Origin of the sequence: Micromonospora sp. NPDC050187, from assembly GCF_044459745.1 — a bacterium.
Lineage (GTDB): Bacteria > Actinomycetota > Actinomycetes > Mycobacteriales > Micromonosporaceae > Micromonospora.
In genome coordinates this window covers 17,733-44,431 of sequence record NZ_JBITJH010000038.1, presented here as the reverse complement: position 1 = coordinate 44,431, position 26,699 = coordinate 17,733, and the positions used below count along the sequence as shown (strand labels likewise).

17 protein-coding genes and 2 pseudogenes are annotated in these 26,699 nt (G+C 73.1%); 11 read left to right on the top strand and 8 right to left on the bottom strand.

Going from position 1 to position 26,699, the window contains the following annotated elements; genetic code table 11:
- Window positions 1-296 precede the first annotated feature (296 nt).
- Entirely contained in the window at window positions 297-4,190 is a 3,894-nt protein-coding gene (locus ACIBJE_RS30690) for a type I polyketide synthase (RefSeq protein ID WP_396753769.1), read from the top strand.
- Between the two features lie 209 nt (window positions 4,191-4,399).
- On the opposite strand, the gene ACIBJE_RS30685 is transcribed toward ACIBJE_RS30690, so the two are convergent.
- The 3 genes and pseudogenes from ACIBJE_RS30685 to ACIBJE_RS30675 all read right to left on the bottom strand — a co-directional run bounded on the left by ACIBJE_RS30685 (window position 4,400) and on the right by ACIBJE_RS30675 (window position 7,634).
- A complete protein-coding gene (locus ACIBJE_RS30685; RefSeq protein WP_396753771.1) occupies window positions 4,400-5,239 on the bottom strand; it encodes a BTAD domain-containing putative transcriptional regulator in 840 nt (279 codons plus the stop codon).
- 1,470 nt (window positions 5,240-6,709) lie between these two features.
- A pseudogene (locus ACIBJE_RS30680) lies at window positions 6,710-6,997 on the bottom strand (transposase); the annotation flags it as partial.
- A gap of 208 nt (window positions 6,998-7,205) precedes the next feature.
- Entirely contained in the window at window positions 7,206-7,634 is a 429-nt protein-coding gene (locus tag ACIBJE_RS30675; RefSeq protein WP_396753768.1) for a hypothetical protein, read from the bottom strand.
- Window positions 7,635-8,007: 373 nt separating this feature from the next.
- Here ACIBJE_RS30675 and ACIBJE_RS30670 point away from each other — a divergent pair, with 373 nt between their 5' ends.
- Window positions 8,008-9,546 carry a multicopper oxidase family protein gene (locus ACIBJE_RS30670; RefSeq protein WP_396753767.1) on the top strand — a complete coding sequence of 513 codons (1,539 nt, stop codon included), beginning with the start codon at window positions 8,008-8,010 and terminating at the stop codon, window positions 9,544-9,546.
- A 141-nt stretch (window positions 9,547-9,687) separates the two neighbouring features.
- Here the strand turns inward: ACIBJE_RS30670 and ACIBJE_RS30665 are convergent, their stop codons facing one another.
- Entirely contained in the window at window positions 9,688-11,286 is a 1,599-nt protein-coding gene (locus ACIBJE_RS30665) for an FAD-binding oxidoreductase (RefSeq protein ID WP_396753766.1), read from the bottom strand.
- Window positions 11,287-11,508: 222 nt separating this feature from the next.
- Between ACIBJE_RS30665 and ACIBJE_RS30660 the strand changes: the two genes are divergently transcribed.
- Window positions 11,509-12,498: a pirin family protein gene (locus ACIBJE_RS30660; RefSeq protein WP_396753765.1), complete on the top strand. Its 990-nt coding sequence runs from the start codon at window positions 11,509-11,511 to the stop codon at window positions 12,496-12,498.
- 60 nt (window positions 12,499-12,558) lie between these two features.
- Here ACIBJE_RS30660 and ACIBJE_RS30655 read toward each other — a convergent pair whose 3' ends face one another.
- A complete protein-coding gene (locus ACIBJE_RS30655) occupies window positions 12,559-12,687 on the bottom strand; it encodes a hypothetical protein (RefSeq protein ID WP_269780459.1) in 129 nt (42 codons plus the stop codon).
- A 128-nt stretch (window positions 12,688-12,815) separates the two neighbouring features.
- Here ACIBJE_RS30655 and ACIBJE_RS30650 point away from each other — a divergent pair, with 128 nt between their 5' ends.
- Entirely contained in the window at window positions 12,816-14,405 is a 1,590-nt protein-coding gene (locus ACIBJE_RS30650) for a phospholipase D family protein (RefSeq protein WP_396753764.1), read from the top strand.
- Window positions 14,406-14,734: 329 nt separating this feature from the next.
- A complete protein-coding gene (locus ACIBJE_RS30645; protein WP_396753763.1) occupies window positions 14,735-15,559 on the top strand; it encodes a SigB/SigF/SigG family RNA polymerase sigma factor in 825 nt (274 codons plus the stop codon).
- A 223-nt stretch (window positions 15,560-15,782) separates the two neighbouring features.
- On the opposite strand, the gene ACIBJE_RS30640 is transcribed toward ACIBJE_RS30645, so the two are convergent.
- Window positions 15,783-17,318, bottom strand: coding sequence for an APC family permease (locus ACIBJE_RS30640; protein WP_396753762.1), 1,536 nt, complete (start codon window positions 17,316-17,318; stop codon window positions 15,783-15,785).
- A 36-nt stretch (window positions 17,319-17,354) separates the two neighbouring features.
- A complete protein-coding gene (locus ACIBJE_RS30635) occupies window positions 17,355-17,975 on the bottom strand; it encodes a GPP34 family phosphoprotein (protein WP_396753770.1) in 621 nt (206 codons plus the stop codon).
- A gap of 141 nt (window positions 17,976-18,116) precedes the next feature.
- Here ACIBJE_RS30635 and ACIBJE_RS30630 point away from each other — a divergent pair, with 141 nt between their 5' ends.
- Genes ACIBJE_RS30630 through hrpB form a run of 3 tightly spaced genes read left to right on the top strand, consistent with a single transcriptional unit; the run spans window position 18,117 to window position 21,780 of the window.
- Window positions 18,117-18,959, top strand: coding sequence for a helix-turn-helix domain-containing protein (locus ACIBJE_RS30630; protein ID WP_396753761.1), 843 nt, complete (start codon window positions 18,117-18,119; stop codon window positions 18,957-18,959).
- A 37-nt stretch (window positions 18,960-18,996) separates the two neighbouring features.
- On the top strand, window positions 18,997-19,191 hold the full coding sequence (locus ACIBJE_RS30625; RefSeq protein WP_396753760.1) for a DUF397 domain-containing protein: 195 nt from the start codon (window positions 18,997-18,999) through the stop codon (window positions 19,189-19,191).
- Between the two features lie 51 nt (window positions 19,192-19,242).
- The gene (gene hrpB, locus ACIBJE_RS30620) at window positions 19,243-21,780 is read left to right on the top strand and encodes an ATP-dependent helicase HrpB (RefSeq protein WP_396753759.1); all 2,538 of its coding nucleotides are present in this window, start codon (window positions 19,243-19,245) and stop codon (window positions 21,778-21,780) included.
- A gap of 34 nt (window positions 21,781-21,814) precedes the next feature.
- Here hrpB and ACIBJE_RS30615 read toward each other — a convergent pair whose 3' ends face one another.
- Window positions 21,815-22,543, bottom strand: coding sequence for a PP2C family protein-serine/threonine phosphatase (locus ACIBJE_RS30615; protein ID WP_396753758.1), 729 nt, complete (start codon window positions 22,541-22,543; stop codon window positions 21,815-21,817).
- Between the two features lie 211 nt (window positions 22,544-22,754).
- On the opposite strand from ACIBJE_RS30615, the gene ACIBJE_RS30610 reads away from it, so the two are divergent.
- From ACIBJE_RS30610 to ACIBJE_RS30600, 3 genes and pseudogenes are all read left to right on the top strand, one after another.
- Entirely contained in the window at window positions 22,755-25,370 is a 2,616-nt protein-coding gene (locus ACIBJE_RS30610; protein ID WP_396753757.1) for a glycoside hydrolase family 9 protein, read from the top strand.
- 128 nt (window positions 25,371-25,498) lie between these two features.
- Window positions 25,499-25,744: pseudogene (locus ACIBJE_RS30605) on the top strand (helix-turn-helix domain-containing protein); the annotation flags it as partial.
- 588 nt (window positions 25,745-26,332) lie between these two features.
- Window positions 26,333-26,506, top strand: coding sequence for a hypothetical protein (locus tag ACIBJE_RS30600; RefSeq protein WP_396753756.1), 174 nt, complete (start codon window positions 26,333-26,335; stop codon window positions 26,504-26,506).
- The last annotated feature ends 193 nt before the right edge of the window (window positions 26,507-26,699 follow it).

Below are 26,699 nucleotides of genomic sequence, written 5' to 3'. Positions count from 1 at the left end.
GCCCACCGTGTTCACGGGCGCGGGGGGGGGGGGGGCAGGGCGGCACGGCTGCCCCGCGCCGCCCGCCCCGCCGCGGGGGGGGCGGGGGGGGCGGCCGGCCGCCCCCGGCTTGGTTGCAGGGGCCCCCTGCTACCGCCTGGTGATGAGCAGGGGGCCCCTGCAACCACCCCATCCCGGCTCGGCGCGGCGTCGACACCGCGACGTACGCAGTGCGGTCGGCGCTGCGTACGTCGCCGTGCGCGGCCACGCGCGCAGCGCCGCCCCGCACACCGCCACCGCGTTCCGGAAGGCAGACCGTGAGCGAACCGCAGACCACCGAGGCAGCCGTGGGGCACCGGGAGCCCATAGCGATCATCGGTATCGCCTGCCGCCTCCCGAAGGCACCCGACCCGGATGCCTTCTGGGAGCTGCTGCGTGCCGGGGTGGAGGCGGTCGGCGAGCCGTCGGCGGGCCGGTGGCGTGACGTGGGTGAGCCGTCGATGCCGGTACGCCGAGCCGGTTTCCTCGACCGGGTCGACACCTTCGACGCGGCCTTCTTCGGTGTCAGTCCCCGGGCGGCCACGGCGATGGACCCTCAGCAACGGCTGATGTTGGAGCTGAGCTGGGAGGTGTTCGAGGAGGCCCGGATCGTTCCCGCGTCCGTCCGGAACAGCCGTACCGGGGTCTTCGTCGGCGCGATCTGGGACGACTACGCGACACTGTCCTATCGGGGCGGGGTGGAGACGATCTCCCCGTACACGGTGACCGGGCTCCAGCGGGGCATCCTCGCCAACCGGGTCTCCTACCACTTCGGCCTGACCGGACCGAGCATGACCGTCGACACCGGACAGTCCTCTTCGTTGGTGTCCGTGCAGTTGGCCTGCGAGAGTCTGCGCCGGGGCGAGTCCACCCTGGCCATCGCGGCCGGCGTCAACCTGATCATGGTGCCGGAGAGCACCGCGGGCATGGCCCGGGCCGGGGCGCTCTCACCCGACGGCCGCTGCCACACCTTCGACGCCCGCGCCAACGGCTACGCCCGGGGCGAGGGCGGCGCGGCGGTGCTGCTCAAGCCCCTCGCCCGGGCGATGGCCGACGGCGACCGGGTGCACGCGGTCATCCTCGGCGGCGCGGTCAACAACGACGGGGTGGCCGAGGGGCTCACCGTCCCGAGCCGGGCGGCGCAGGAGGAGGTGCTGCGGCTGGCGTGCGCCGACGCCGGCGTCGACCCGCTGGACGTGCAGTACGTCGAGCTGCACGGCACCGGTACGCGGGTCGGCGACCCGGTCGAGGCGGGCGCGCTCGGGCGCGCGCTCGGTGCGGGCCGACCGGCCGACGCGCCGCTGCTGGTCGGTGCCGCCAAGACCAACGTGGGTCATCTGGAGGGAGCGGCCGGTGTCGTCGGCCTGCTCAAGACGGTGCTCGCCCTGCGCCACCGCTACCTGCCGGCCAGCCTGAACTTCACCCGCGCCAACCCGGCCATTCCCCTCGACGCCCTGCGCCTGCGGGTGCAGCAGCGGGCGGGGGGCTGGCCCCGGCCGGACGTGCCCCTGCTCGCCGGGGTCTCCTCGTTCGGTATCGGTGGCACCAACTGCCACCTGGTGCTGACCACCGCCCCGGAGCAGCCGCCCGGGAGGGACCCGGCGACCGGGCCTGCCGAGGTGACCGCCTGGCCGCTCTCGGCACGCGGCGAGCGCGCGCTGCGGGACCAGGCGGCCAACCTGCTCCGGTACCTCGACGCCCGTCCCGATCTCGACCCGGCCGTGGTCGCGCACAGCCTCGCCACCACCCGGACCCGGTTCGACCACCGCGCCGTGGTGGTCGCCGGAGACCTCGCCGAGGCCCGGGCGGCGCTGACCGCGCTGCGTCGGGGGCAGCCCGACCGGGGTCTGGTCACCGGCACCCCGACCCCGGGGAAGGTGGTCTTCGTGTTCCCCGGCCAGGGATCGCAGTGGGGCGCGATGGCCCTCGGCCTGCTCGACCGGCACCCGGTCTTCACCGCGCGACTGCACCGCTGCGCCGAGGCACTCGCCCCGTACACCGACTGGAACCTGGTCGACGTGCTGCGCGGTGAGCCGGACGCTCCGCCGCTGGACCGGGTGGACGTGCTCCAGCCGGCGCTCTGGGCGATGATCGTCTCGCTCGCCGAGACCTGGCGGGCGCACGGCGTCGAGCCGGACGCGGTGATCGGCCACAGCCAGGGCGAGATCGCCGCCGCGTACGTCGCCGGGGCACTCACCCTGGACGAGTCGGCGCGGATCGTCGCCCGGCGCGCCCAGGCGATCACCGCCATCGCCGGCACCGGGGGCATGGTGTCCGTCCCGCTCCCACCGGGTCAGGTCGACCTGACCCGGTGGGCGGGCCGGCTGCACGTCGGCGCTCTGGACGGACCGTACTCCACGGTGGTCTCGGGCGACCTGGACGCCCTCGACGAGGTCATCGCGACGCACGCGGAGCGGGGGATCACCTGTCACCGGGTGAGCATCGACCACGCCGCGCACACCCACCACGTGGAGCCGCTGCGTGAGCGGTGGGACGAGATGCTCGGCGAGCTTCGGCCGACCGCCACGCGGATCCCGTTCTGGTCGACGGTGGCCGCCGGGCCGGTCGACGGCACCGCGCTGACGACGGACTACTGGTACGCGAACCTGCGTAACCCGGTCCGCCTGGACGAGACCGTGCGCGAGTTGGCGGCGGCCGGACACACCCACTTCATCGAACCCAGTCCTCACCCGGTGCTCGTTGCCGGCATCCAGGACACCCTGCACACCACCGACCGCCCGGGCACCACCACCGGCACCCTCAGGCGCGCTGACGGCGGGCTTCGCCGGCTGCTGCTGTCACTCGCGGCCACACACGCCCGCACCGGACGGACGCCGATCCTCGCCGTCGACCCGCACCGCCTCCCGGACCGCACGGTCGACCTGCCCACGTACCCGTTCCAGCGGGAGTCGTACTGGATCACCACGCCCGGCGGGACGACGCCGGTCCGCGACGGACGGCACCGGTTCCTGGGGACCGGGATCGACCTGGCCGGCGGCGGAATGCTGTTCTCCGGCCGGCTCTCCCGGCGTACGCACCCCTGGCTGGCCGACCACGCGGTGAGCGACACCGTGCTGCTTCCCCCCACCGCCCTGGTCGACCTGGCCTCGTACGCCGCCGACCGGGCCGGCTGCGGCGTGGTCGACGACCTGGTCCTGGAGGCGCCACTGGTGCTGCCGGCCACCGGCGGGGTCGAGCTCCAGGTGGCCGTCTCCCCCGGCGACGCCCCGCAGCGGCGGACGCTGAGCGTCCATTCCCGACCCGACGCGGCGCCCGGAACCGACCGGAGCTGGGTACGGCACGCCACCGGCACCGGCACCGTGGCCGGGCCGGGCGGCGGGCCGCGCCTGGACCAGTGGCCCCCGGAAGGGGCCGAGCCGTGGGACCTCACGGACGTCTACTCCCGCCTGGCCGACGCGGGCCACCGGTACGGGCCGACGTTCCAGGGCCTGCGGCGGGCCTGGCACGACGGCGACGACCTCTACGCCGAGGTGCGACTCGTCGACGCCCAACCGGTCACCGGCTTCCACGTACACCCGGCGCTGCTCGACGCCGCACTGCACCCGCTGACGCTGAGCCTGCTCGACGCGGACCCCCGGGCCGGGGTCGCCCTGCCGTACGCCTGGAGCGGGGTACGGGTGCACGCCGTCGCGGCGACCGCCCTGCGGGTGCACGTCCGGCGTACCGGCCCATGGAGTGCGGGGTTGACGGTGACCGACGAGTCCGGCTCGCCGGTGGCCGAGGTGGCGTCGTTGACCATTCGAACCGTCACCACGGGCCGGCTCGCCGTCACCGGCGCACACGGCGGGATGCCCCGTGGCCTCGTCCGGCAGCCCGGACGGCGGGTGGTCGGGCAGGTGGCGGGTGACGGCGGCTCGACCTTCCCCTGGGCCGACCAGCTCACCCGGTTGCCGGCGGAGCGCCGGCACGACGCCATGGTCCGGCTGTTGAGCACCGAGGTCGCGGCGGTGCTGGGCAGGATCGGCGGGATCGACCGCGGGCAGACGTTCCGCGACCTCAACTTCGACTCGCTCGCCTCGGTGGAGTTGCGCAGCCGGCTACGCACCGCCACCGGTCTCCGGTTGCCCGCCGGAGTGCTGGTGGAGTACCCCCGGGTGGTCGAGCTGGCGGAGCTCCTCCTCGACCGGCTGCTCGGGGCGGGAGAGACGTGACCACGCCGGTGCCCTGTCCCGCCGGACGCCCCGTCCGGTCCCCTGTGCCGCGCGCACGACGGGACCGTCCGGGTGCCGGTCGACCGCGCACGGTGCGCGGGACCGGCCACTCGAACGGCCCGTCGTCGCGGCGGGAGCCGAGGGTCCGTCGGCGGCCGCCGAGGGCGGGGGTGAGCCGCCGAGGGCGGGGGTGAGCCGCCGAGGGCGTCCTACCGCACTACTGCACCGCGCCGACCCGTCGGTGCTCCAGACACCGCTGCCGAGGGGATCGACATCGCCAGGGACTCCAGCCCGATCGACAGCGAACCGGTCTCGCTCAGGCCCGGGTCGCCCTCGAGGATGGCCCGATGCAGGCGCTGCAGGTCGCCCGAGGGGTCCACGCCCAGTTCGGCCACCAGGGCCTTGCGGGCTCCCTGGTAGACACCGAGCGCCTCGGAGCGGCGCCCGGCCCGGTAGAGCGCGAGCATCAGCTTGGCCTGGAATCCCTCGTGCGTGGGCTGCCGCGCGGAGAGTCCCACCAGCTCGCTGAGGAGTTCGTGGTGGCGTCCCAGCAGCAGGTCCGCCTCGATGCGCAACTCCAGGGCGCTCTTGCTCATCTCTTCGAGCCGCAGTACCTCCACCTGGAGGATCGGACCCGGCGTGACGTCGACCAGCGCCGGCCCCCGCCAGAGGGCCAGCGCCTCCCGGAGGATCCGGGCAGCGGCCTCCGTGCAGCCGGACTCCAGTGCCGCACGACCCTGGGCGACGAGTTGCTCGAAGCGCAGCGAGTCGAGCGCCTCGGGAGCCAGCGAGAGCATGTACCCGCCCGCGAACGTCCGCAACGTCGACGTCGACACCGCGCCCGCTCCGGCGTACGCCGGCTGTGGGGCGAGTGCCCGTTGCAGATGTTTGCGGAGTTGGTAGACGTAGGTCTGCAGGGTGGTGGTGACGCTGGTGGGCGGACTGTTCTCCCACAGCTCTTCGATGATCTGCTCGTTACGGACGACGCGATTGGCACAAATTGCGAGAAGCGCAAGCACCCGACGCGGTTTTGGCGCCGTTGGCGTCATATCCATTTGGCCGACATGAACCGACAAGGGACCGAGCACGTTGATCTGCAATGCTGTCACATCCTTCTCTACGCCCTTGGGCCCCGGCCCGAATGATGTCAGCGCAATTCCTGAACGCAATCAGGATCACGTCATCGCCAGGCAATCCCCAATTCAACAACCAGCCTGGCGGATTCATGAGCGCGACAATTCGTGAGCCGTGCGCTACCACACGTAGCGCTGGGCACCGATACGCACAGTGGAATTCGCAGCGACGGGGCGCCCCCCAGCTGCCGCCTCTTGCTATCACTACTCAGTGAGACATGGAGGTAACTCAAGGTGACACTAGCAGCCCCCCAGCTCCGACGGTCAACCATTGACTGAATCATCGATTGTCGAATCAAATATTTCCCGGTGCGGCAACACCGGCCACCCTGATCAACTAATCGATGCATGCCTCTGTTCATCACTATGCCCCACTACAGGTTGCCGCACAAGCATGCACAGAAACCAAGGAGCTTTCGAGCGGGCTTCGAGGCACCCATGCATTGTTGGGGCAAGCTTCACAGGATGTAGTGAAATTGTGCGCGGCAACTCAGGACGGAGCAACCTCAATTACACCTGTCGGCGAGGCAACGCGTCCATCACCAATCAGTCACCGAGGGAGCGTTTGCGCTGATCATGAGGGCACGCCGGGAGTTGCACCGGAGGCGCCCGACACACCCGGGTGAGCCGCCGGCTCCACCGGCGACGAGCAACCGGTCCGTTCCTGGGCGTATACGATCGGTAGTGTTCGATCCTGGCGGCCACGACCCATAGATCATGTATCGGGAAGATAAAGCTGTCAGCTGGCCGACACTGGAACGGCCTCCACCTATCGGAGCGCCCACCGCCCGGAGCGACATACCGCCCGGCAGCCTCGGCCGCGGCCACCCGGAAACCGCAGAGCATCTGGCGATAGCAGGATCTTAAGGCCCAAAAAGTACATCGAACTACATACAAGGCGGCGGAGGTGGGACCGCTCCGGACCGCCGCCCCAGCCTCCTCGCTTCCGCCCGAGGAGTCACCCCGCCGGACGGGTGACACCGCAGACCCACCGGCTCGAAGTGACCCGCCGTCGGCACCGACCCGACTCAGCCGACCGGGGCACCCCCAGCCGTACGGCACCAGACCCAGGCATGGCCGAGCATCTACTCCACGAATGGGAATTCCTGGAAGACCTCTGGACGCTTTCTGAACGCGCGCCGGTGAGCGGAACGTAAGCAGTCAAACACGGATCCGCGCCGCCAGCGGAAAGAACGGAACGGCGGGCTCCACGCCTGTCGTCCAACACGGAGCCCACCGACACACCACACCGGACGGTGAGCCACGGCCAACCGCGACCAGCCGTCGGTCCATAGTCCAAACAGGATAGTGCTAACGGGATGGTCGTGGCGGGGATCGACAACCCAGTGGTCACAGGAGGCGACGCTGCTGGTCCAGTTGTGAGGCGAAGAAGGCACTGGCCGCCGTCAGTATCTCGTTCACCCGGCGGAGTTCGGCGTTCTCGGTCCGGAGTCGGTGCAACTCCTCCGCCTCGGTCTCCGACAAGCGCTCGGCACGAGGGTCGGGGCGCTCACCACGCTCGATCTCGTCCTGCCGAATCCAGGTCCGCAACGCCTCCGGATGGACGTCGAGGTCCCTGGCGAGCTGCACGATCGGGGGTCGCGGGTCGGATCCCCGCCACCGCTCCACCGCGCGGATCCGCAGCTCGTCCGGATACTTCTTGGGCGGTGCCATGAGCATCCCTCCTTCTCGTGCTTCCTGCGGCTCCGCACCGCGCCCGCCTGCAGACCCCCCGTGAGCGGTCCGACCGCTTCCCGGTTGGACCGCCTGCGACGCGGATCATCGGGGTGAACCGCGTGCGACTGACTGACCATGTGCTGTGACCGGATCCTCCGGCCGTGACCCGGCGGATCACGGCCGGAACCCACGGCGGCCGTCGTCGTCAGACCCCGACGAGCACGAGAGTCGACATCTTCGCGGCGACCGCCTCGGGGACGTCGACCGTGGCGGCGGTGCTGCTACCGATCGGCGCGCCGCCGAGCTCGGCCCGGAGCCCCTCGCCATCGGCCGCGTCGACGGCGTCAATGATCTTGCCGACGCCGTCGGCCGAACCGTCGGCGGCCGGGACGCCGTCGACCGGGACGCCGTCGACCGGGACGTCCAGCGCGACGATGGCGTACCCGACGGTGCCCGGCAGGGAGAAGTCGTTGCGGTGGTCACTGCCCACGGCCTGGGTCACGACGGTGACGCCGGCCAGCACGAGCACCCAGAGCACGACCGCGAACCAGCGACGCCGGTACGCCCAGCCGCCCAGCCGATCGAAGACACTCGGGCGCCGCGTCGGCGGGGCTGCGGTGGTTGATCTGGTCATCAGCGCTCGGCCTCCTGGGACCACACCCAGATACATAGGTTGCCTACTTGTAGGTACGCCACCTTAACAGGGAGATCCGTAGCCGCACTACAGCTCCGGTCGCAGGGCCCACGATCCCGCCATTCCAGGCCCAGGATTCCGGGATGACCGGGCACCGGGACAGGACCGCGCTCAGGGCCACCGCATCCCGCCGCCGACCTGGGCCAAATCCTCCGTTCCGGCACCCGGCCCTGACCTGATGCCCGGCGGTCCCCGCCCCGGCTCAGGGTGAACCCTGCGTTTCCCCTGGAGTTGTCGGGGACAGGTGGACACTCCTGCGGATATGCAGCCAGGCTACGTGTACCAACCCCTTGAGACCTGGAGGTAGTTGCCCATGCGCCCGCTCCGGCGAGTGCTGATCGCCGCCACGATCGCCGTCGTGCTCCTCTGCGCGGCCGGCGTGGCGGGAGTGGTCTGGACGTTCGACTCCAGGGCCGTATCCACTGCTGGCACGATCGAGTTCGTCCACGCGCTGCCGGTGCCGCCACTGGCCCCCTCCACGGTGGACGGAGAGGGGCGGCGGGTCTTCGAGCTGCGGGCCCGGACCGGACGGCACGACTTCGGCGACCGCACCGCCGACACCTGGGGCTTCAACGGGGCTTACCTGGGCCCGACCCTGCGGGCCGCCCGTGGTGAGCAGGTGCTGGTGAACGTGCACAACGAGCTGGACGAGGAGACCACCGTGCACTGGCACGGCATGCACCTGCCGGCCCGGATGGACGGCGGCCCGCACCAGATGGTGCCGGCCGGCAGGAGCTGGCACCCCACCTGGACAGTGGACCAGCCGGCCGCCACGCTCTGGTACCACCCGCACCCGCACGGGGAGACTGCCCGGCACGTCTACCGGGGGCTTGCCGGAATGTTCATCGTGGACGATCCGACGAGTTCGGTCGCCGGACTGCCCAACCGTTACGGCGTGGACGACGTACCGGTCATCGTGCAGGACAAGCGGTTCTCCCGGAACGGGAACCTGAACGAGCGCACGCCGCTGTTCAGCGGCGTCGGCCTGATCGGCGACACGATCGTGGTCAACGGCGCGACCGCGCCGTACCTGGACGTCACCACCGAACGGGTCCGGCTCCGGGTGCTCAACGCCTCCAACGCGCGGGTCTTCGACTTCGGGTTCGCCGACGACCGCGAGTTCGCCCTGGTCGGCACGGACGGCGGCCTGCTCGACCAGCCGTACCGGATGAAGCGGCTCATGCTCTCGCCGGGCGAGCGCGCGGAGATCGTGGTCGACGTCCGTCCGGGCGAACGGACGGTCCTGCGCAGCTTCCCACCGGACCTCGGAGCGGACGCCTGGAGCGAGCGGTTCAACGGCGGCGAGGACACCTTCGACGTCCTCCAGCTCCGCGCCGCCGAACGGCTCGAGGAAAGCCCCGAGCTGCCGTCCCGGCTGGTCGACACGCCTCGGCTCGACCCCCGGGAGGCGGCCCGGACCCGGCAGTTCACGCTGACCGGCACCCGGATCAACGGCGACGCCATGGACATGGACCGGATCGACCTCACGGTCACCAAGGACACGACGGAGGTGTGGGAGGTGACGAGCCGGGAGGCTCTCCAGCACAACTTCCACATCCACGACGTCCAGTTCCAGGTGATCGACGTGGGTGGGGCCACGCCACCGCCGCACCTCAGCGGCTGGAAGGACACGGTGTTCCTGCACCCGAACACCACGTTCCGGATCATCGCCCGGTTCGCCGACCACGCCGACCCGGACATGCCGTACATGTACCACTGCCACATCCTGTTCCACGAGGACGAGGGGATGATGGGCCAGTTCGTGGTGGTCGAGCCCGGCCAGAAGGCCGGCACGCCGCCTAGCAGCGGCCACGACGGCGGGCACGGTGGCGGCCAGGAGGGACACGGCTGACCACCCGCCGCCGGCACGTGAACCGGACGCCGACCCTCCCCCGTCGGAGGGTCGGCGTCGGTCGTCGTGGGCACGGTCGCCGGGGCGTCGCGGGCCCGGCGTCGGCCGGTCCGCCCCGGCACGCGTCGGCAGCGACCGGCCTCAGGGCCCCGGCGGGATGTTGTGGTTGCGGTGGAAGATGTTCTCCGGGTCGTAGACGCGTTTGAGGGCGGCCAGCCGGCCCAGGTCCGCCGGGCGGTAGGCCGCCATGGTCCGGCTCGGGTCGCTGAGGAAGTTGAGCAGCACCCCGCCGGTCGCGTACGGACGCAGCCGCCGGGCGAAGGCCGCCATGTGCCCCCGCGCGACGGGGAGTTCGGCGGCACGCAGGTGCGGGGCAACCGCGATCAGCGCGTACGTCGCGTCCCGGTGACCGGACGGCCCGCCGTCGGCCAGCGGCCGGCCCAACGCCCCTCCCACGTGCCGCAGCTCGATGACCGAGATCGGGGAACGGGTCGTCCCGGAGCCGCCGATCTCGGCGAGCAGCACCTCGATCAACTCGTCGCTCAGCCCCCGGAACAGGTCGGTGTGTTCCCGGACGAGCTGCGGGCCGGGCTGCGGGTCCTTCAGGGCGGCGGTCTCCGGCCAGGTCATCGGCGCGTACCCGCCGAACAGGGGTGCGCCGGCCACGGCCAGCAGGGGGGCCAGTGCCCGCCGGCCGTGGGCCACCGGGCCGGTGTGGCAGACACGCACCGCCACCACCGTCCGGTCGCGCAACGGCTCCGGGACACCCGGCGCGTCCGGCAGCCGCAGCAGGGTCAGCGCGGTGGTCAGCTCGTCGGGCAGGTCGGCGGCGTGGTCGCGGTGGCAGGCGAGGATCTCGTCGGCCCGTTCGCCCGGGAAGTACGCCACCCCGCCGTAGACCTCGCGGACCGGGTAGAGGCGGAGCAGGAGTTCGGTGACGACGCCGAAGTTCCCACCACCGCCGCGCAGCGCCCACCACAGGTCGGCGTCGTCGTCCGGGCCGGCGACCAGCCGGTTGCCGGCGGCGGTCACCACCTCGGCACGGAGCAGGCTGTCGGCGGCGAAACCGTGCCGGCGGGACAGCCAGCCCACCCCGCCGCCCAGGGTGTAGCCGGCCACCCCCAGCGCCGACGAGGTGCCGGAGATGGGCGCCAGCCCGAACCGGGCAGCCGCCCTGACCACGTCCCCCCAGCGGGCGCCGCCACCGACCCGGGCGGTGGCCCGGACCGGGTCGACGTCGACGTACGCCATCCGGGAGAGGTTGAGCAGCACCCCGTCGTCGGTGGGGCGTACGGTGCCGTGGCCGGTCGCCTGCACCCCGACCGGTACGTCGAACTCGCGCGCGGTGAGGACGGCCTGCGCCACGTCGGCCGCGTCGGCCACCTCGGCGACGAGGAGCGGCTGCTGGTCGAGGTCCCGCCGCCAGGCCAACCGGCCGGCGTCGTAGCCGATCGCGCCGGGCAGGTGGAGCCGGCCGTCGAACTGTTGGCGCAGCCGCCGGGCCACGGCCTCCGCGCTGCGCGGCCCGGGACAACCGTCCGGCGGGCCGTCGAGCAACCGGTCGATCCCGGTCGACGGCAGGTGAAGTTTGCCCGGCGAGACGGTCGGGACGGGGAGGTAACCGTCGAACGGCACGGCCTCCTCCGGGGGCACCGGACGTCGCCCGGCTCCGGAGCGCATGGCGCGGGCGCAGGGAAACACGAGTTCCGTCCCCACTCGGCCGGTCCTGCGTCGCTTCATGGAACGCACCCCTCGTCGTGTACCGCACCTTGCGTCACCAGATCATGACAGAAGGTGAAAGAGATCGGAATCGCGAGTCACTGGAGCTTGTGTGGACAACCACCACAGGAAGGTGCCGGCAACCCGGTGCCGCCGCCATCCCACATCCCCGCCTGGCGGATGATCCGGAGCTCACACCGGTGAAAGGGGCGACCCGACCCGGCGGTGGCTACATTTGGTGCCATGCCCGCCATCTCCGTCGAGGACGTACTCGTCCTGCCCCGACTTCCCCGGTTGGACGAGTCGACGACCGTGTTCCGGCCGGTCCGTCGCATGATCACCGCTCCCAGCGGCTTCGAGGGCGAGGGTTTCCCGGTCCGCCGGGCCTTCGCCGGCGTTCCCGTGCACGAACTGGACCCCTTCCTCCACCTGGACCAGATGGGCGAGGTGGATTATGCGCCCGGTGAGCCGAAGGGCACGGCCTGGCATCCCCACCGCGGCTTCGAGACGGTGACCTACATCATCGACGGCGTCTTCGACCACCAGGACTCCCACGGCGGTGGGGGCACCATCACCAACGGCGACACCCAGTGGATGACCGCCGGGAGCGGGCTCCTGCACATCGAGGCCCCGCCGGAGCACCTGGTCGTCAGCGGTGGCCTCTTCCACGGCCTCCAGCTCTGGGTCAACCTGCCCCGGGTGGCGAAGATGAGCCCACCGCGCTACCAGGACATCCGGGGCCGCGAGTCGGCGCTGCTGACCACCCCCGACGGCGGCGCGCTGCTGCGGGTCATCGCCGGTGAGATCGCCGGGCACCAGGGCCCCGGGTCGACCCACACCCCGATCACCATCACCCACGTGACGGTGCAGCCGGGCGCGGAGGTGGACCTGCCGTGGCGGCCGGACTTCAACGCGCTCGTCTACGTGCTCGGTGGGCGCGGCACGGTCGGCACCGACCGCCGGCCGATCCACACCGGCCAACTCGCGGTGCACGGGCCGGGCGACGCGTTGCGTTTCGCCGCGGACCCGCACCAGGAGAGCCGGACCCCGGTGATGGACCTGTACATCATGGGCGGGCAGCCGATCCGGGAACCGGTGGCGCAGTACGGCCCGTTCGTGATGAACAGCCGCGACGAACTCGTCCAGGCGTTCGAGGATTACCAGGCCGGTCGCCTCGGGGTCATCCCGACCGACCGTGTGCCGCACACCGACGGCGCGACGGACCGCCCCTGATCCGACGACGGGCGCTACCGGTCACGACCGGTGGCGCCCGTACCGTCTCCCCGTCCGCCGTCAGGAGACGGCGAAGATCCCGGCGACCCCGAGGATCACCATGAGCAGCACCGCGACCAGCGCGCCCCGCTCGCTCTCCACCGCCTGGGGGTGCTGCTCGGGCTGGGCGTTGGGTGTTTCGACCGGCATGGTGCGTGTCCTCCTCGGTGTCCGTCTGCTCCGGGCGTGGTCGGCGGCGGGCGAGGATCGCCCACGCCGTGCAGGCCAACGGTGCTCGTCCTACCGTGAGGGCATCGTCGACCTCGGGAGGCTGGAACGTGACCGTGCGGGAGTGGTTCCTGACCACGGGGGAACGCGCCAACCAGGTCTCAGAGTTACCCGTCTGGACCGACGGAAACCTTGCCGAGCCGTTAATTCACGGCGCGGCGTACTTCGATCGGCTGGTCGACGAGGTCGAGGCGCTCGGAGCCGGCGACCATCTCTTCTTCACGGACTGGCGGGGCGATCCGGACGAGCGGATGCGGCCGGACGGCCCCACGGTGGCCCAGCTCTTCGCCCGGGCGGCGCAGCGGGGCGTGGTGGTGAAGGGCCTTCTCTGGCGCTCCCACCTCGACGTGCTGGCCTACAGCGAGGAGGAGAACCGCAGCCTCGGCGAGGCGATCTCCGCCGCCGGTGGTGAGGTGCTGCTCGACCAGCGGGTCCGCCGGGGCGGGTCGCACCACCAGAAACTGGTGGTGCTGCGTCACCCGGGCCGACCGGAGCGCGACGTGGCGTTCGTCGGCGGGATCGACCTGTGCCACAGCCGCCGCGACGACGCGGCGCACCTCGGCGATCCGCAGGCGGTCCAGATGTCCCCCCGCTACGGCCCCCGTCCGCCCTGGCACGACGTGCAGCTCGCGGTGCGCGGGCCGGTGGTCGGCGCGCTGGACACCGTCTTCCGCGAGCGCTGGACCGACCCGATGCCGCTGGACTCGGAGAATCCGCTCGCGTACCTGCGGGACCGGCTGCGCCGGGCCGACCTGCGCCCGGATCCGCTGCCCGCCCGACCCCCGGATCCGGCGCCCTGCGGCCCGCACCACGTGCAGGTGCTGCGGACCTATCCGGCGGTGCGCCCCCGCTACTCCTTCGCCCCGGACGGGGAGCGCACCGTGGCGCTCGGCTACACCAAGGCGGTACGCCGGGCCCGCCGGCTGATCTACCTGGAGGACCAGTACCTCTGGTCGAGGGAGATCGCCGAGCTGTTCGCGGACGCGCTGCGGGAGAACCCGGACCTCCACCTGGTCGCGGTGGTCCCCCGCTTCCCGGACGTGGACGGACGGCTCGCGCTGCCGCCCAACACGGTCGGCCGGGAACAGGCGTTGTCCCTCTGCCAGGAGGCCGCCGCCGACCGGGTGCACGTCTTCGACGTGGAGAATCACGACGGCGGCCCGGTGTACGTGCACGCCAAGGTGTGTGTGGTCGACGACGTGTGGGCCAGCGTGGGCAGCGACAACTTCAACCGCCGTTCCTGGACCCACGACAGCGAACTCTCCTGCGCCGTGCTGGACGGGACCCGGGACGAACGTGCGCCGGCCGACCCGGCCGGTCTCGGCGACGGGGCCCGCCACTTCGCCCGGGAGCTGCGACTGCGCCTGCTGCGCGAGCACCTGGACCGGCCCGGGGACGGCAGCGGGGACGCCGACCTGCTGGACCCGGCGGACGCGGTGGCTGCGGTCACCGCTTCCGCCGACGCGCTCCAGCGGTGGTACGACGCGGGACGGGTCGGCATCCGGCCACCGGGCCGGCTCCGCCCGCACCGGCCGGAGCGGCTGCCCTGGTACACCCGGCTCTGGGCGCTGCCGGCGTACCGGCTGGTCTACGACCCGGACGGGCGCCCACTGCGGGCCCGGCTCGCCGGCACCTGGTGAAGACCCTCCCGGGCGTGACATGGAGCACTCGCCACCGGACCAGCGACGGTGACGGAAGGTCACGACCTTCGGCCCCTCCGCGACGGAGAGCGCGATCCTGCGGGGCGCACGGTGACGGGAGTGTGACGGACGTAGCACTGCCTCCCCGCCAACGCCAGCGTTCGGGGCGTTTTGCCCTCCTTGATGCGAACATGAGGCTTAAGTACATCGTACTTTCGGCTAGCTTTTGACGGCACCATCAGGTTAAGGTAACTCTCGAACGGCCTATCTGAAGCTAAACCAAAAGCCTTACGTCTTTATCTGCGGACGAGGTGCAGGGAGGACCACCCATGACCGCGCCAACGATCACGAAGCCGGCGACCACCACGCCCGCCGCCACCGAGAAGCTCGACCCGCGCGCCCTCACCGACAGTGCCGCCGAGTTGCTCAACGCCATGGCCGCACTGCCCGCCGACCACCCGTCGCGGGCCGCCCTGCGCGACCGGGCCATCGAGGCGTGGCTCCCGCTCGCCAACCACCTCGCCCACCGGTACAGCGGTCGCGGCGAGCCCACCGACGACCTGGCGCAGACCGCCGCCGTCGGCCTGATCAAGGCGATCGACAAGTTCGACCCCAGTCGCGGCGTCGACTTCGCCGGCTACGCCATCCCCACCATCATCGGCGAGCTGAAGCGGCACTTCCGCGACCGCACCTGGGACATCCGGGTTCCGCGTCGCCTCCAGGAGCTGCGGCTGGCCATCTCCGACGCCAACAGCTCGCTGCTCCAGACGCTGGGCCGCTCGCCGACGGTCGCGGACATCGCCGCCCACCTCAAGCTCACCGAGGAGGAGGTGCTGGAGGGCCTGGAGGGCGCCCGCGCGTACAACGCGGTGTCGCTGTCCACCCCGACCGGCGACGGCGACCGCGCCACCGAGCTGGGCGACATGCTCGGCGGCGAGGACAACGAGTTCGAGCTGGCCGAGCTGCGGGTGGCGCTCGGTCCGGCCCTGGCCACGCTCGACGAGCGTGAGCAGAAGATCCTCACCCTCCGGTTCTACGGCAACCTCACCCAGTCGCAGATCGCCGAGCAGATCGGTGTGTCGCAGATGCACGTCTCCCGGCTGCTGGCCCGGGCGTTGACCAAGCTGCGCGGCCAACTCGACGGCACCTACTGAGCACGTCGGCCTCGACGGCACCCACCGAGCACACCCGGCGGGGGGGGGGGCCCCCCCCCGGGGGGGGCGCCGCCCCCGGGGGGGGGGCCCCCCCCCCCCCCCCCCCCCCCCCCCCCCCCGCGGGCCCCCCCCCCCCCCCCCCCCCCCCCCCCCCACCCCCCCCCCCCCCCGGGGGGGGGCCCCCCCCCCCCCGGGTGTGCTCCGCCCCGCCGGGCGTCCGCTCCTATCCGCCGGGCGGCGGACCCGGCAGGTCGGCGGCGGCGCTCTCCGGGCCGAGGCCGATCCGCGCGTACGCCCGGGGACGACGTGATCGCAACAGCACCGCCCAGAGCGTGCCCGCCAGCGCGGTCAGCGGGAAGACCGCCGGAACCGCCCAGCGCAGCGGGGAGTCCGGTCCGACCCCGAGAAGCGCGGCGACGTCGGCCAGCGCCAGCACGACCACCGCCACCAGGGCGACGGCGGCCAGGCCGGGGGCGACCGCCCGCCGCCAGAGTTTCTCGTCGGTGGTCTCGCGGGCGAAGAAGGCGAGCACCGCGAACGAGGTCGCCGCGGTCAGCAGCAGCATCCCCAGGGCACCGGTCACGGTGGCCCCGTAGAAGAGGTGACGCACCGGCTCCAGCCCGGCCGACGCGCACCCGGCGATCACCAGGAAGCCGAGGAGGCTCTGCGCGACCGACGCGAACCGGGGGGCCGCGGTGCGCGGCGAGGCCTCGCCGAACGGCGCGGGAAGCAACCGTTCCCGGCCCAGGGCGAAGGCGTACCGGGCGGTGGTGTGGTGCAGCGAGACCAGGGCGGCCAGCACCGACGTCACCAGCAGCGCCCGGCCGATCCCGACCGCGGTCGCCCCGAGCTGGTCACCGGCCAGGGTGAACAGCAGGCCCACCCCCTGTTCTCCGGCGACCGCCGCGACCCGGTCCGGCCCGGTGGCCACGGTCAGCGTCCAGGCGGAGAACGCCAGGACCGCGCCGACGAGCCCCACCGCGAGATACGTGGCGGCGGGCACCGCCCGGGGGTGGCGGCTCTCCTCGCGGAGCAGCACGGCGGACTCGAAGCCGACGAAGCCGACGGCGGCGACGACGAGCAGCGACCCGGCCCCGGGGGTGAGCAGGTGCACCGGGGAGAGGGTGGTCACGTCGACCGTGCCGTCGGCGGCGTGCCGCAGGTGCCCGACGCCGAACACGACCAGCACCGCGACCTCGGCCAGCAGCAGGGCGGCCAGGACGGTCCGGTCGACGGTCACCCCGGCCACGCCCAGCACGGCGACCAGCGACCAGGCGGCCAGCGCCAGCAGCCACCAGGCCGGCGTGCCGCCGGACCAGCGGGCGACCAGCGGGGCGGTGGCCGCGCCGACCACGCCGTAGAGCCCGACCTGCAGGGCGTTGTGCACGATCAGGGCCACCCAGGCCGCGCCCACCCCGGCCGGTCGGCCGAGGCCCCGGGCGACGTACGCGTGGAACGCGCCGACGTGGGTCATCCGCCGGGACATCGCCAGGTAGCCCACCGAGAAGAGGCAGAGCACCACCGCGACCACGAGGACGGCCGCGCCCAGCGCGCCCGCCCCGGTCACCGCGTGGGCGGTCGGGAACACCCCGGCCACCACGGTCAGGGGCGCCGCCGCGGAGAGCGTGAAGAGCAGCACCCCGGGCACCCCGCGTCCGCCCCGGGTCAGCGCCACGGGGACGCCGGGGCGATCCAGGGTCACGGGGACGCCGGCGGGGCGGTCCAGGTTCACGGGCGGGGGCGTCGGCGCAACGGGCATGGCCACTTCCGGTCGAAAGGGGGCGGCGGAGGCGGGTCAGCCGCGCAGCACGGCCGCGCCGACCGCGGCCTCGGTGTGGGCGACCAGTTCCCGCAGCGGCAGCGGTAGCGCCGGCAGGAGCACGCCGAAGCGGTGCTGGGCGCGGGAGTCGGCGTGCCAGAGCACGTCCCGCGTGAGCCCGGTGGCCGAGACCAACCCGCACAGCAGGGCGTCCGGGACGGCCGGCGGATGGGGGCGGTCCAGCAGCGCCAGCAGCCGGGTCGTCGGCCAGGCGAGCGCGTTGAGGTCGGTGGCCACGTAGTCGACCGTGGTACGTAACAACCGGCGCTTCTCCTGCCGACGTACCACACCCGACCGGCTCAGCCGCTCCCCCACCGCGTCCGCGGCGGTCCCGGCGAGCAGGCCCAGCCAGGTGCGGACAGCCCGGTGCTGCCGCTGGCCGAGCAGGTGGGCCAGGACACCCCCGGCCAGTGCGTCGGTCGGGGGCTCACCGTCCAGGACGGACACCTGACCACCGGTCACGGTGATCCGTCCACCCAGGACCAGTTCGCCGAGGAGCGCGGCGGCGAGGCCGAGGCCGGTGGCTGTCGGGTTCAGCCGAGCCCGGCCGCGGCTGTCGCCGTGGGCGATGAGGAAGAACTCGTCCGCGATGAGCAACGAACCCTCCCAGTCGTCCACTGTGCTCGTAACCGGGACAAAGGATGCCCTCACGATCGATCCAATGCAACTCCCGGATCCCGGTTGTTGCATACGCGGGGCCCACCACCTGCGGATAGTGCCCGTGGCAGACTCGGCCGCGTGACCGCCAGCCCCACCGTCCGCCGCCGTCGCATCGCCCGGGAACTCCGGCAGCTGAGGGAGCGCGCCGGGATGACCCTCGACGTCGCCGCGCGGCAGCTCGACATGTCCAAGAGCAACCTCTCCCGGATCGAGAACGCGCAGATCGGCATCAAGCCCCGCGACGTACGCGCCGCCCTGGCGCTGTACCAGGTGACCGGGGCGGACGCCGAGGCGCTGGTCGAGATCGCCCGAGGAGCGCAGCAGCGCGGGTGGTGGCAGAACTACAGCGACGTGCTGCCGGAGTGGTTCGAGTTCTACGTCGGGCTGGAGGCGGAGGCGGCGACGCTGCGGACGTACGAGGCCGAGGCGGTGCCCGGCCTGCTCCAGACCGAGGCGTACGCCCGGGAGATCTACCGGCTGACCGCCGGCGAGGAGGGGCTGGAACGGAAGGTCGCCGCCCGGCTGCACCGGCAGAGCGTCCTGCGTCGGGACTCGCCGGTGCAGATGTCGGTGGTGCTCAACGAGGCGGTGCTGCTGCGTCCGGTCGGCACCCCGGCCGTGATGGCCGACCAGTTGGCCCACGTCACCCGAGTGGCCCAACTACCCAACGTGACCATTCAGATACTTCCATTCATGGCTGGCGGCCATCCCGCCATGAGCACGCCGTACGTCGTGCTGCACTTTGCCGACGCCGCCGACAACGCCGTGGTTTACCTGGACAACCTCACGATGGGACTGGCGCTGGAGGGCGCCGAACACGTGCGGGGGTATACCCTGGTGCACGAGAGGCTGTGCCGGATGGCGCTCACTCCAGCGGACTCACTGACCCGACTTGAGGACGCTTCTCGTTACTTTGCGTGATCATCACATGCTCCTGTGCAGACGAGGGGTACCCACCATGACCGTTCTCGACCTGACCCGTGCGGAGTGGCGAACCAGCACGCACAGCAGCGGCAACGGCAACTGCCTGGAGGTCGCCGGCGTCGACGGTCGGGTGGCCGTCCGGGACAGCAAGGACCGGCCCGGTCCGGTACTGGTCTTCCCGCACGCGTCGTGGCGGCACTTCGTCGCGGGCATCGAAGCGCTGGGCTGACCGACCCGGCACACCGACCGGTGCCGCCGGGCGGCGGTGCGAGACTGGGGCGTGCTCCGCGACGTACCCCTCGAACTGCCGGTCCGGCCGGTCCTGGCCACGCTGACCACGGCCCTGCGCGCGGCGGGCACCGCCGTCCTGGTCGCGCCGCCCGGCACCGGGAAGACCACCCTGACGCCGCTGGCGGTCGCCGACGAGGTCGACGGCCGGGTGCTGATCGCCCAGCCGCGCCGGGTGGCTGCCCGGGCGGCGGCGCACCGGATGGCGGCGCTGCTCGGCGAGCGGGTCGGCGACCGCGTCGGGTACGCCGTGCGCGGCGACCGGCGCACCGGCCCGGCCACCCGGATCGAGGTGGTCACCACCGGGCTGCTGGTCCGGCGGCTGCACCACGACCCGGAACTGCCCGGCGTCTCGGCGGTGCTGCTCGACGAGTGCCACGAGCGGCACCTCGACGCCGACCTGGCGCTCGCCTTCACCGTGGAGGCCCGGACCGCGCTCCGTCCCGACCTGTGGCTGCTGGCCATGTCGGCGACCGCCGAGGCGGACCGGTTCGCCGACCTGCTCGGTGGGGCGGCCCCCGCGCCGGTGGTGCGGGCCGAGGCGGCACTGCACCCGGTGGCCCGGATCTGGGCGCCGCCGCCCCGTCCGGCCGCCGGATACCGGGGCAACCGGGTGGATCCCGCGCTGCTCGACCACGTGGCCGCGACGGTCCGCCGGGCCCTGTCCGAACAGGACGGCGACGTCCTGGTCTTCCTGCCGGGCGCCGGGGAGATCACCGGGGTCACCGTCCGGCTGGCGGACCTGCGCGACCGGGTCGCCCTGGTGCCGCTGCACGGCCGGCAGCGGGGCACCGAGCAGGACGCCGCGCTGCGCCCGGCCGACCGGCGACGGGTGGTGCTGGCCACCGCCGTCGCGGAGAGCAGCCTCACCGTGCCCGGCGTCCGGACGGTGGTCGACGCCGGGCTGAGCCGGGTCGCCCGGACCGACCTGGCCCGGGGCCTGGGCGCGCTGGTCACCGTGCCGGTCTCCCGCGCCGCCGCGACCCAGCGGGCCGGTCGGGCCGGTCGGGAGGCTCCGGGGCACGTCTACCGCTGCTGGTCCCCGGCCGTCCACGAGCGGCTCGCCGCCCAGCCGGAACCGGAGATCGCCACCGCCGACCTGACCGGGTTCGCCCTGGAGCTGGCCGCCTGGGGGCAGCCGGACGGCACCGGCCTCGCGCTGCCCGACCCGCCCCCGGCGGCGGCGATGGCGGTGGCCCGGCAGACCCTCGGCACGCTCGGCGCGGTCGACGCCGAGGGCCGGATCACCGGACGGGGCCGGGCGATCACGGCGACCGGCGTCCATCCCCGGCTGGGTCGGGCGCTGCTCGACGGGGCGGCCCGGGTGGGTGCGGACCGCGCCGCCGAGGTGGTGGCCCTGCTCAGCGAGGAGACCGGGCCGGGCGACGACCTGGTGGCGAACTGGCGGCGGCTGCGCGCCGGCACCGACCCCGCCGCCACCGCGCGATGGCGGACCGAGGTACGCCGGCTGCGCACCGCCCTGCCGCCGGACCCGGAGCCCGCGCGACGGGGGACACGGCACGGCGCGCGGCCGGCGACGCGGTCGGTCCCGGACGACCTGGCCGTCGGGCTGCTGGTCGGACTGGCCCACCCCGAGCGGCTGGCCCGGGTCCGGCGGCCGGGCGGCCCGGCGTACCTGATGGCCGGCGGGACCGCTGCGGAGCTGGCGCCCGGGTCGGCGCTGGCCGGCTGCGACTGGCTCGCCGTGGCGGTCGCGGACCGCTCCCCCGGCGCCCCGGCCGCCCGGATCCGCGCCGCCGCCGCGCTCGACGAGGCGACCGCCCGCGAGGCGGGCGCGGCACTGCTACGCGAGGAGCGTCAGGTCGCCTGGGCGGGCGGGGACGTGCTGGCCCGGGAGCTGACCCGGCTCGGCGCGATCGAGCTGACCGAGCGGCCGTTGCCCCGACCCGACCCGGAGGCGGTGGGCGCGGCACTCCTGGCCGGCCTGCGTCGGGACGGGCTCGCCCTGCTCGATTGGACCCCGGCGGCCCGGTCGCTACGGGACCGGCTGGCGTTCTGCCGGCAGGCGCTCGGCGGGGACTGGCCGGCGGTCGACGACGACGCCCTGCTCGCCACCGCGCCGGAGTGGCTCGGATCGGAGCTGGCCCGGGCGCGCCGACGCGCCGACCTGGCCCGGATCGACGTGGCCGGGGCGCTGCGCCGGCTGCTCCCCTGGCCGCAGGCCGCCCGCCTGGACGAGCTGGCTCCCGAGCGGATCACCGTGCCCAGCGGCACCCGGGCCCGCGTCGGGTACGCCGACCCGGCCGCCCCGGTGCTCGCGGTGAAGCTCCAGGAGACCTTCGGCTGGCAGCGGGTGCCCCGGATCGCCGACGGGCGGGTGCCGGTGCTGCTGCACCTGCTCTCCCCCGCCGGCCGACCGGTGGCGGTCACCGCGGACCTGGAGTCGTTCTGGCGCGTCGGCTACCCGCAGGTACGGGCGGAGCTGCGCGGACGCTACCCGCGCCACCCCTGGCCGGAGGATCCCACCACCGCACCGCCGACCCGGCACGCCACCCCGCGCCGCCGGTGACGCTCCGCCCGCCGAAGGCCCGCAGCGACGGCGGTCAGCCCTCGGCGACCACGTCGGCGACCACCACGGTGACGTTGTCCGGGCCGCCCGCGCGCAGGGCCAGGTCGATCAGCCGGCGGGCGCACTCCTCGCGGTCGGAGTGGCCGGCGAGCACCTCGGCGAGGGTATCCGCGCGGACCACGTTGGAGAGCCCGTCGCTGCACAGCAGCCAGCGGTCCCCGGCCCGGGGCACCATGGTGGCGTAGGCCGGCGAGACCTCGCCGCCCTGGAGGGCCTGGGTCACCACCGCCCGGCGCGGGTGGCTGCTGGCCTGCTCCGGTGTGATGAGCCCCTGGTCGATGAGCATCTGCACGAAGGTGTCGTCCCGGGTGATCTGCTTGAGCACCCCCTCGCGGAGCAGGTAGGCACGGGAGTCGCCGACGTGGGCCAGGGCCAGGCAGCTTCCGGTCCGCGCGAACAGCAGCGCGGTCAGCGTCGTGCCCATGCCCTGCCGCTCCGGGTCCTCCTCGACGGCCCGGCGGATCCGCCCGCTGGCCAGCTCGATGCCACCGCGCAACGCCGCCACCAACGCGTCCTCCGGTGTCTCCAGGTCCAGCGGCGCGATGGCCTGCATGGCGATGGAACTGGCGAGGTCGCCGGCCGCCATCCCGCCCATGCCGTCGGCGACGGCGACGAGCCAGGTGCCGGCGTGGAAGGCGTCCTGATTGCCGCTCCGGATCAAGCCACGGTCGGTTGCCCCCGTGGAACGCAGCTTCAGGGTCATGGGACGCAGCCTGCCAGGAGGAGGGCGGGTTGTCTCTAGTAGATCACCGTCGGCGGGGCGTGGCGCGGTGAATCTCACTCTCCGCACCCGGATCGGGACCCGGCAACCGGAACATCTAGTCCGGTCGATTGACAGGCCGGTCACACCCTGGAAACATCGACCGATACTTGGGAGCGCTCCCAGCTTTCGACCGTCCCCGGAAGGAACCGTCGTGACGTCACCCCCACGCCGTCGACGCCGCCTCGCGCTGCTCGCCGCGGCGACCTCCCTCGCCCTGACCGGCACCCTGTCCCCGGCCGCCCACGCCGCCGGCGACGAGGAGCCTCCGGAGCAGATCCGCAACGGCGACTTCGCCACCGGCACCTCCCCCTGGTTCTCCTTCGGCACCGGGGACCTGACCAACCCCGACGGGCGGCTCTGCACCACCGTCGCCGGCGGGCTGGCCAACCCGTGGGACGCCGGCATCGGGCAGGACGGCATCCCGCTGCTCGCCGGCTCGTCCTACACCCTCGCCTTCGACGCCAGCGCCACCCCCGGGGCCAACCTGAAGGCGGTGCTCCAGCTCGGCAGCGCGCCGTACACCACGTACGCCAGCGTGGACGCGACGGCGGGCGGAACCCCGCAGCGCACCGAGCACACCTTCACCGCACCGGCCGACGACTCCCGGGCGCAGATCATCTTCCAGGTCGGGGGCAGCCCGGCCGACCAGACCTTCTGCCTGGACAACGTCTCGTTGCGCGGCGGCGAGCCGGTCCCGCCGTACGAGCCGGACACCGGCCCGAGAGTCCGGGTCAACCAGGTCGGCTACCTGCCCGCCGGGCCGAAGAACGCCACCGTGGTCACCACCGCCACCGACCCGCTGCCCTGGCAGCTGCGAACCGCCGACGGCACGGTGGTGGCCAGCGGCACCAGCACCCCGCGTGGCGTGGACGAGGCCTCCGGGCAGAACACGCACACCATCGGCTTCTCGTCGTACCGTGCGCCGGGCGCCGGACTGACCCTGGTCGCGGACGGGGAGACCAGCCACCCGTTCAGCATCTCCGGCGACCTCTACGACCAGCTCCGGTCGGACTCGTTGCAGTTCTTCTACGCCCAGCGCAGCGGCATCGCCATCGACGGCGACCTGATCGGCGCGGAGTACGCCCGTCCCGCCGGGCACCTCGACGTCGCCCCGAACAAGGGCGACACCGACGTGCCCTGCCAGCCCGGCGTCTGCGACTACTCCCTCGACGTGCGCGGCGGCTGGTACGACGCGGGCGACCACGGCAAGTACGTGGTCAACGGCGGCCTCGCCACCTACCAGCTGCTGAACACCTTCGAGCGGACCAAGACCGCGGCCACCGCCGACGGCGGCGCGGCACTGGGCGACAGCACCCTGCGGGTGCCCGAACGGGGCAACGGTGTGCCCGACGTCCTCGACGAGGCCCGCTGGGAGCTGGAGTTCCTGCTGCGCATGCAGGTGCCGGCCGGTGAGCCGCTCGCCGGAATGGCCCACCACAAGATCCACGACCGGAACTGGACCGGCCTGCCGCTGCTGCCGCACGAGGACCCGGAACAGCGTGAGCTGCACCCGCCGTCCACCGCGGCCACGCTCAACCTGGCCGCCGTCGCCGCGCAGTGCGCGCGGCTGTTCGCCCCGTACGACGCGGCCTTCGCCCGCCGCTGCGGCACCGCCGCGAAGACCGCCTACACGGCGGCGAAGGCCAACCCCACGCGGTACGCCAGCCCGACCGACGCCACCGGCGGCGGGGCGTACGACGACACCACGGTCACCGACGAGTTCTACTGGGCGGCGGCGGAGCTGTACCTGACCACCGGCGAGCGGGCGTACCTGACCGACCTGACCGCCTCGCCGCACCACACCGCCGACGTGTTCGAGCCGCGCGGCTTCAGCTGGCAGGGGGTGGCCGCGCTGGGCCGCCTCGACCTGGCCACCGTGCCGAGCGGGCTGCCGGCCGCCGAGCGCACCCGGATCCGTGCCTCGGTGACCGCCGCCGCCGACCGGTATCTGGCCGAGATCGCCCGGCAGGCGTACGGGCTGCCGATGCCCGGTGACCCGGGCAGCTACTTCTGGGGCGGCAACGGCAACCTGATCAACAACGCGGTCGTGCTCGCCACCGCCTTCGACCTGACCGGCGACGTGAAGTACCGGGACGGGGCGGTGCAGACGATGGACTACGTCCTCGGCCGCAACGCGCTGAACATCTCGTACGTGACCGGGTGGGGCGACCACGCGGCGGAGAACCAGCACAGCCGGATCTTCGGCAACCAGCTGAACCCGGACCTGCCGAAGCCGCCCGCCGGCTCGATCGCGGGCGGGCCGAACGCGGCCCTCCAGGACCCGTTCGTCGAGCAGTTGCTCGCCGGCTGCAAGCCGATGTTCTGCTACGTCGACGACATCCAGTCGTACTCCACCAACGAGGTGGCGATCAACTGGAACTCGGCGCTGGCCTGGATCTCCTCCTTCCTGGCCGACCAGGGTGAGGCCGGGGCGGTCCCCCCGTCGGGCTGCGCGGTCCAGTACGTCAACCACGGCTCCTGGTCCGGTGGCTTCACCGCCCAGGTGACGATCCGCAACACCAGCCCGAAGACGATCGACGGCTGGACCGCCCGTTTCGCGTTCACCGGCGACCAGCAGGTGCGCGACGCGTGGCTGGCGACGGTGACCCAGTCCGGGGCCACGGTCACCGCGAGGAACGAGTCGTACAACGCCAGGATCACGCCGGGCGGCACGGTGACCTTCGGGTTCAACGCGTCGACCGGCGGTAACGCCAATCCCGCACCGGGTCTGGTCGCGGTCAACGGAGTGGCCTGCGCGCTCTCCTGACCCGTCGATCCCCGGTCCGGCAGGGGCCTCCCCACGCACGGGGAGGCCCCTGTTCGGCGCGTCACCACACCGCCGCCCTCCGCCACGCCAGGGTCCCGGCTCAGGTCCGACGAATCCGGGAGGTGGGCATGAACGACGTGCTGCGGACGGCGATGCGGGAACGCGGCGAGACCATCGAGTCGCTGGCCCGCCGGGTCGGGGTGGACCCGAAGACCACCGGCCGCTGGGCCAGCCGGGGCGCGACGCCCCAACCGCGCCACCGGGCCGCCGTCGCGCAGACCCTGGGCCGGGAGATCGCCGACCTGCGGCCGGACGCGGTACGCCCCCGCCAGCCGCTCTGGTTCCGGCCGTGGGCCGAGATCGAGACGGAGGCGGGACCCTCACCTTCGCCCCCGTCGCCTGGCGCGCCTTCGTCGGCGCGCTCCGCCAGCGCAGCTGACCACGCCCGCCACCGTCTGTTCCGGACGCTCGTCCGACCGGCCCCGAAGGCAGCCCTGTCCGGCGGTCACCCGATCCGGTCCGGGGCCGGTCCTCCGGCCGGCCCGGCGGTGTTCTGTTTGGACGGTCACCCGATCGGACCGAAGGTGGTCACCGGTCGGCCATTGTCATGTGCGCATAGGCGGGAGCCGGGACTAGAAAGGCCGCATGGCCCGACGAACTCACCGTGCCGCTGCTGCCCTGTGCCTCCATCGACACCGTTGCCGACTTCTACCGCGTCCTCGGATTCCAGGTCACCCACCGGCAGACCCGAACCAACCCCTATGTCGCTCTCCAGCGGGAGGACCTGTACCTGCACTTCTTCGGCCTTCCGGACTTCGACCCGGCGACCTCGTACGGCAGCTGCCTGGTGATCGTCCCCGACGTCGCGGCCCTGCACGCCGCCTTCGCCGAGGGCATGCGGGCCGCGTACGGCCGGGTGCTGGTGGCCGGCATCCCTCGGATGACGCGACCCCGGCCTGGCCGTGGAGGCGCTGGTCTACCGGGCCGAGATCGCGATGGCGCTCGACGACCCGGACACGGCCCGGACGGCGCTGGACCGGGCCCGACGCGTCCCCCTGTCCGACCTGCAACACGACCGGGCGGCCGACACCCTCCGGCACGCCGCCGAGCTGAGCGCCGGCGTACCGCCCGCGTAGCCCGAGCTCACCACGTCGCACCCCCCACTGCCGCACCGCCCACTGCCGCACCGCCCAGCGCAGTGTCGCGCTGGGCGGTGGTTGCAGGCGCTGGACGGTGGTTGCAGGCGCTGGACGGTGGTTGCAGGGCTGGACGGTGGTTGCAGGGGTCCCCTGCTCGGCAGAAAGCGGTAACAGGGAACCCCTCCTACCA

What these genes read in the sequence shown, in the direction of transcription:
- ACIBJE_RS30685 (WP_396753771.1), bottom strand. Translation starts at nt 5,239, where the DNA reads ATGACGCCAACGGCGCCAAAACCGCGTCGGGTGCTTGCGCTTCTCGCA.
- ACIBJE_RS30675 (WP_396753768.1), bottom strand. Translation starts at nt 7,634, where the DNA reads ATGACCAGATCAACCACCGCAGCCCCGCCGACGCGGCGCCCGAGTGTC.
- ACIBJE_RS30670 (WP_396753767.1), top strand. Translation starts at nt 8,008, where the DNA reads ATGCGCCCGCTCCGGCGAGTGCTGATCGCCGCCACGATCGCCGTCGTG.
- ACIBJE_RS30665 (WP_396753766.1), bottom strand. Translation starts at nt 11,286, where the DNA reads ATGAAGCGACGCAGGACCGGCCGAGTGGGGACGGAACTCGTGTTTCCC.
- ACIBJE_RS30660 (WP_396753765.1), top strand. Translation starts at nt 11,509, where the DNA reads ATGCCCGCCATCTCCGTCGAGGACGTACTCGTCCTGCCCCGACTTCCC.
- ACIBJE_RS30655 (WP_269780459.1), bottom strand. Translation starts at nt 12,687, where the DNA reads ATGCCGGTCGAAACACCCAACGCCCAGCCCGAGCAGCACCCCCAGGCG.
- ACIBJE_RS30645 (WP_396753763.1), top strand. Translation starts at nt 14,735, where the DNA reads ATGACCGCGCCAACGATCACGAAGCCGGCGACCACCACGCCCGCCGCC.
- ACIBJE_RS30640 (WP_396753762.1), bottom strand. Translation starts at nt 17,318, where the DNA reads ATGCCCGTTGCGCCGACGCCCCCGCCCGTGAACCTGGACCGCCCCGCC.
- ACIBJE_RS30625 (WP_396753760.1), top strand. Translation starts at nt 18,997, where the DNA reads ATGACCGTTCTCGACCTGACCCGTGCGGAGTGGCGAACCAGCACGCAC.
- ACIBJE_RS30615 (WP_396753758.1), bottom strand. Translation starts at nt 22,543, where the DNA reads ATGACCCTGAAGCTGCGTTCCACGGGGGCAACCGACCGTGGCTTGATC.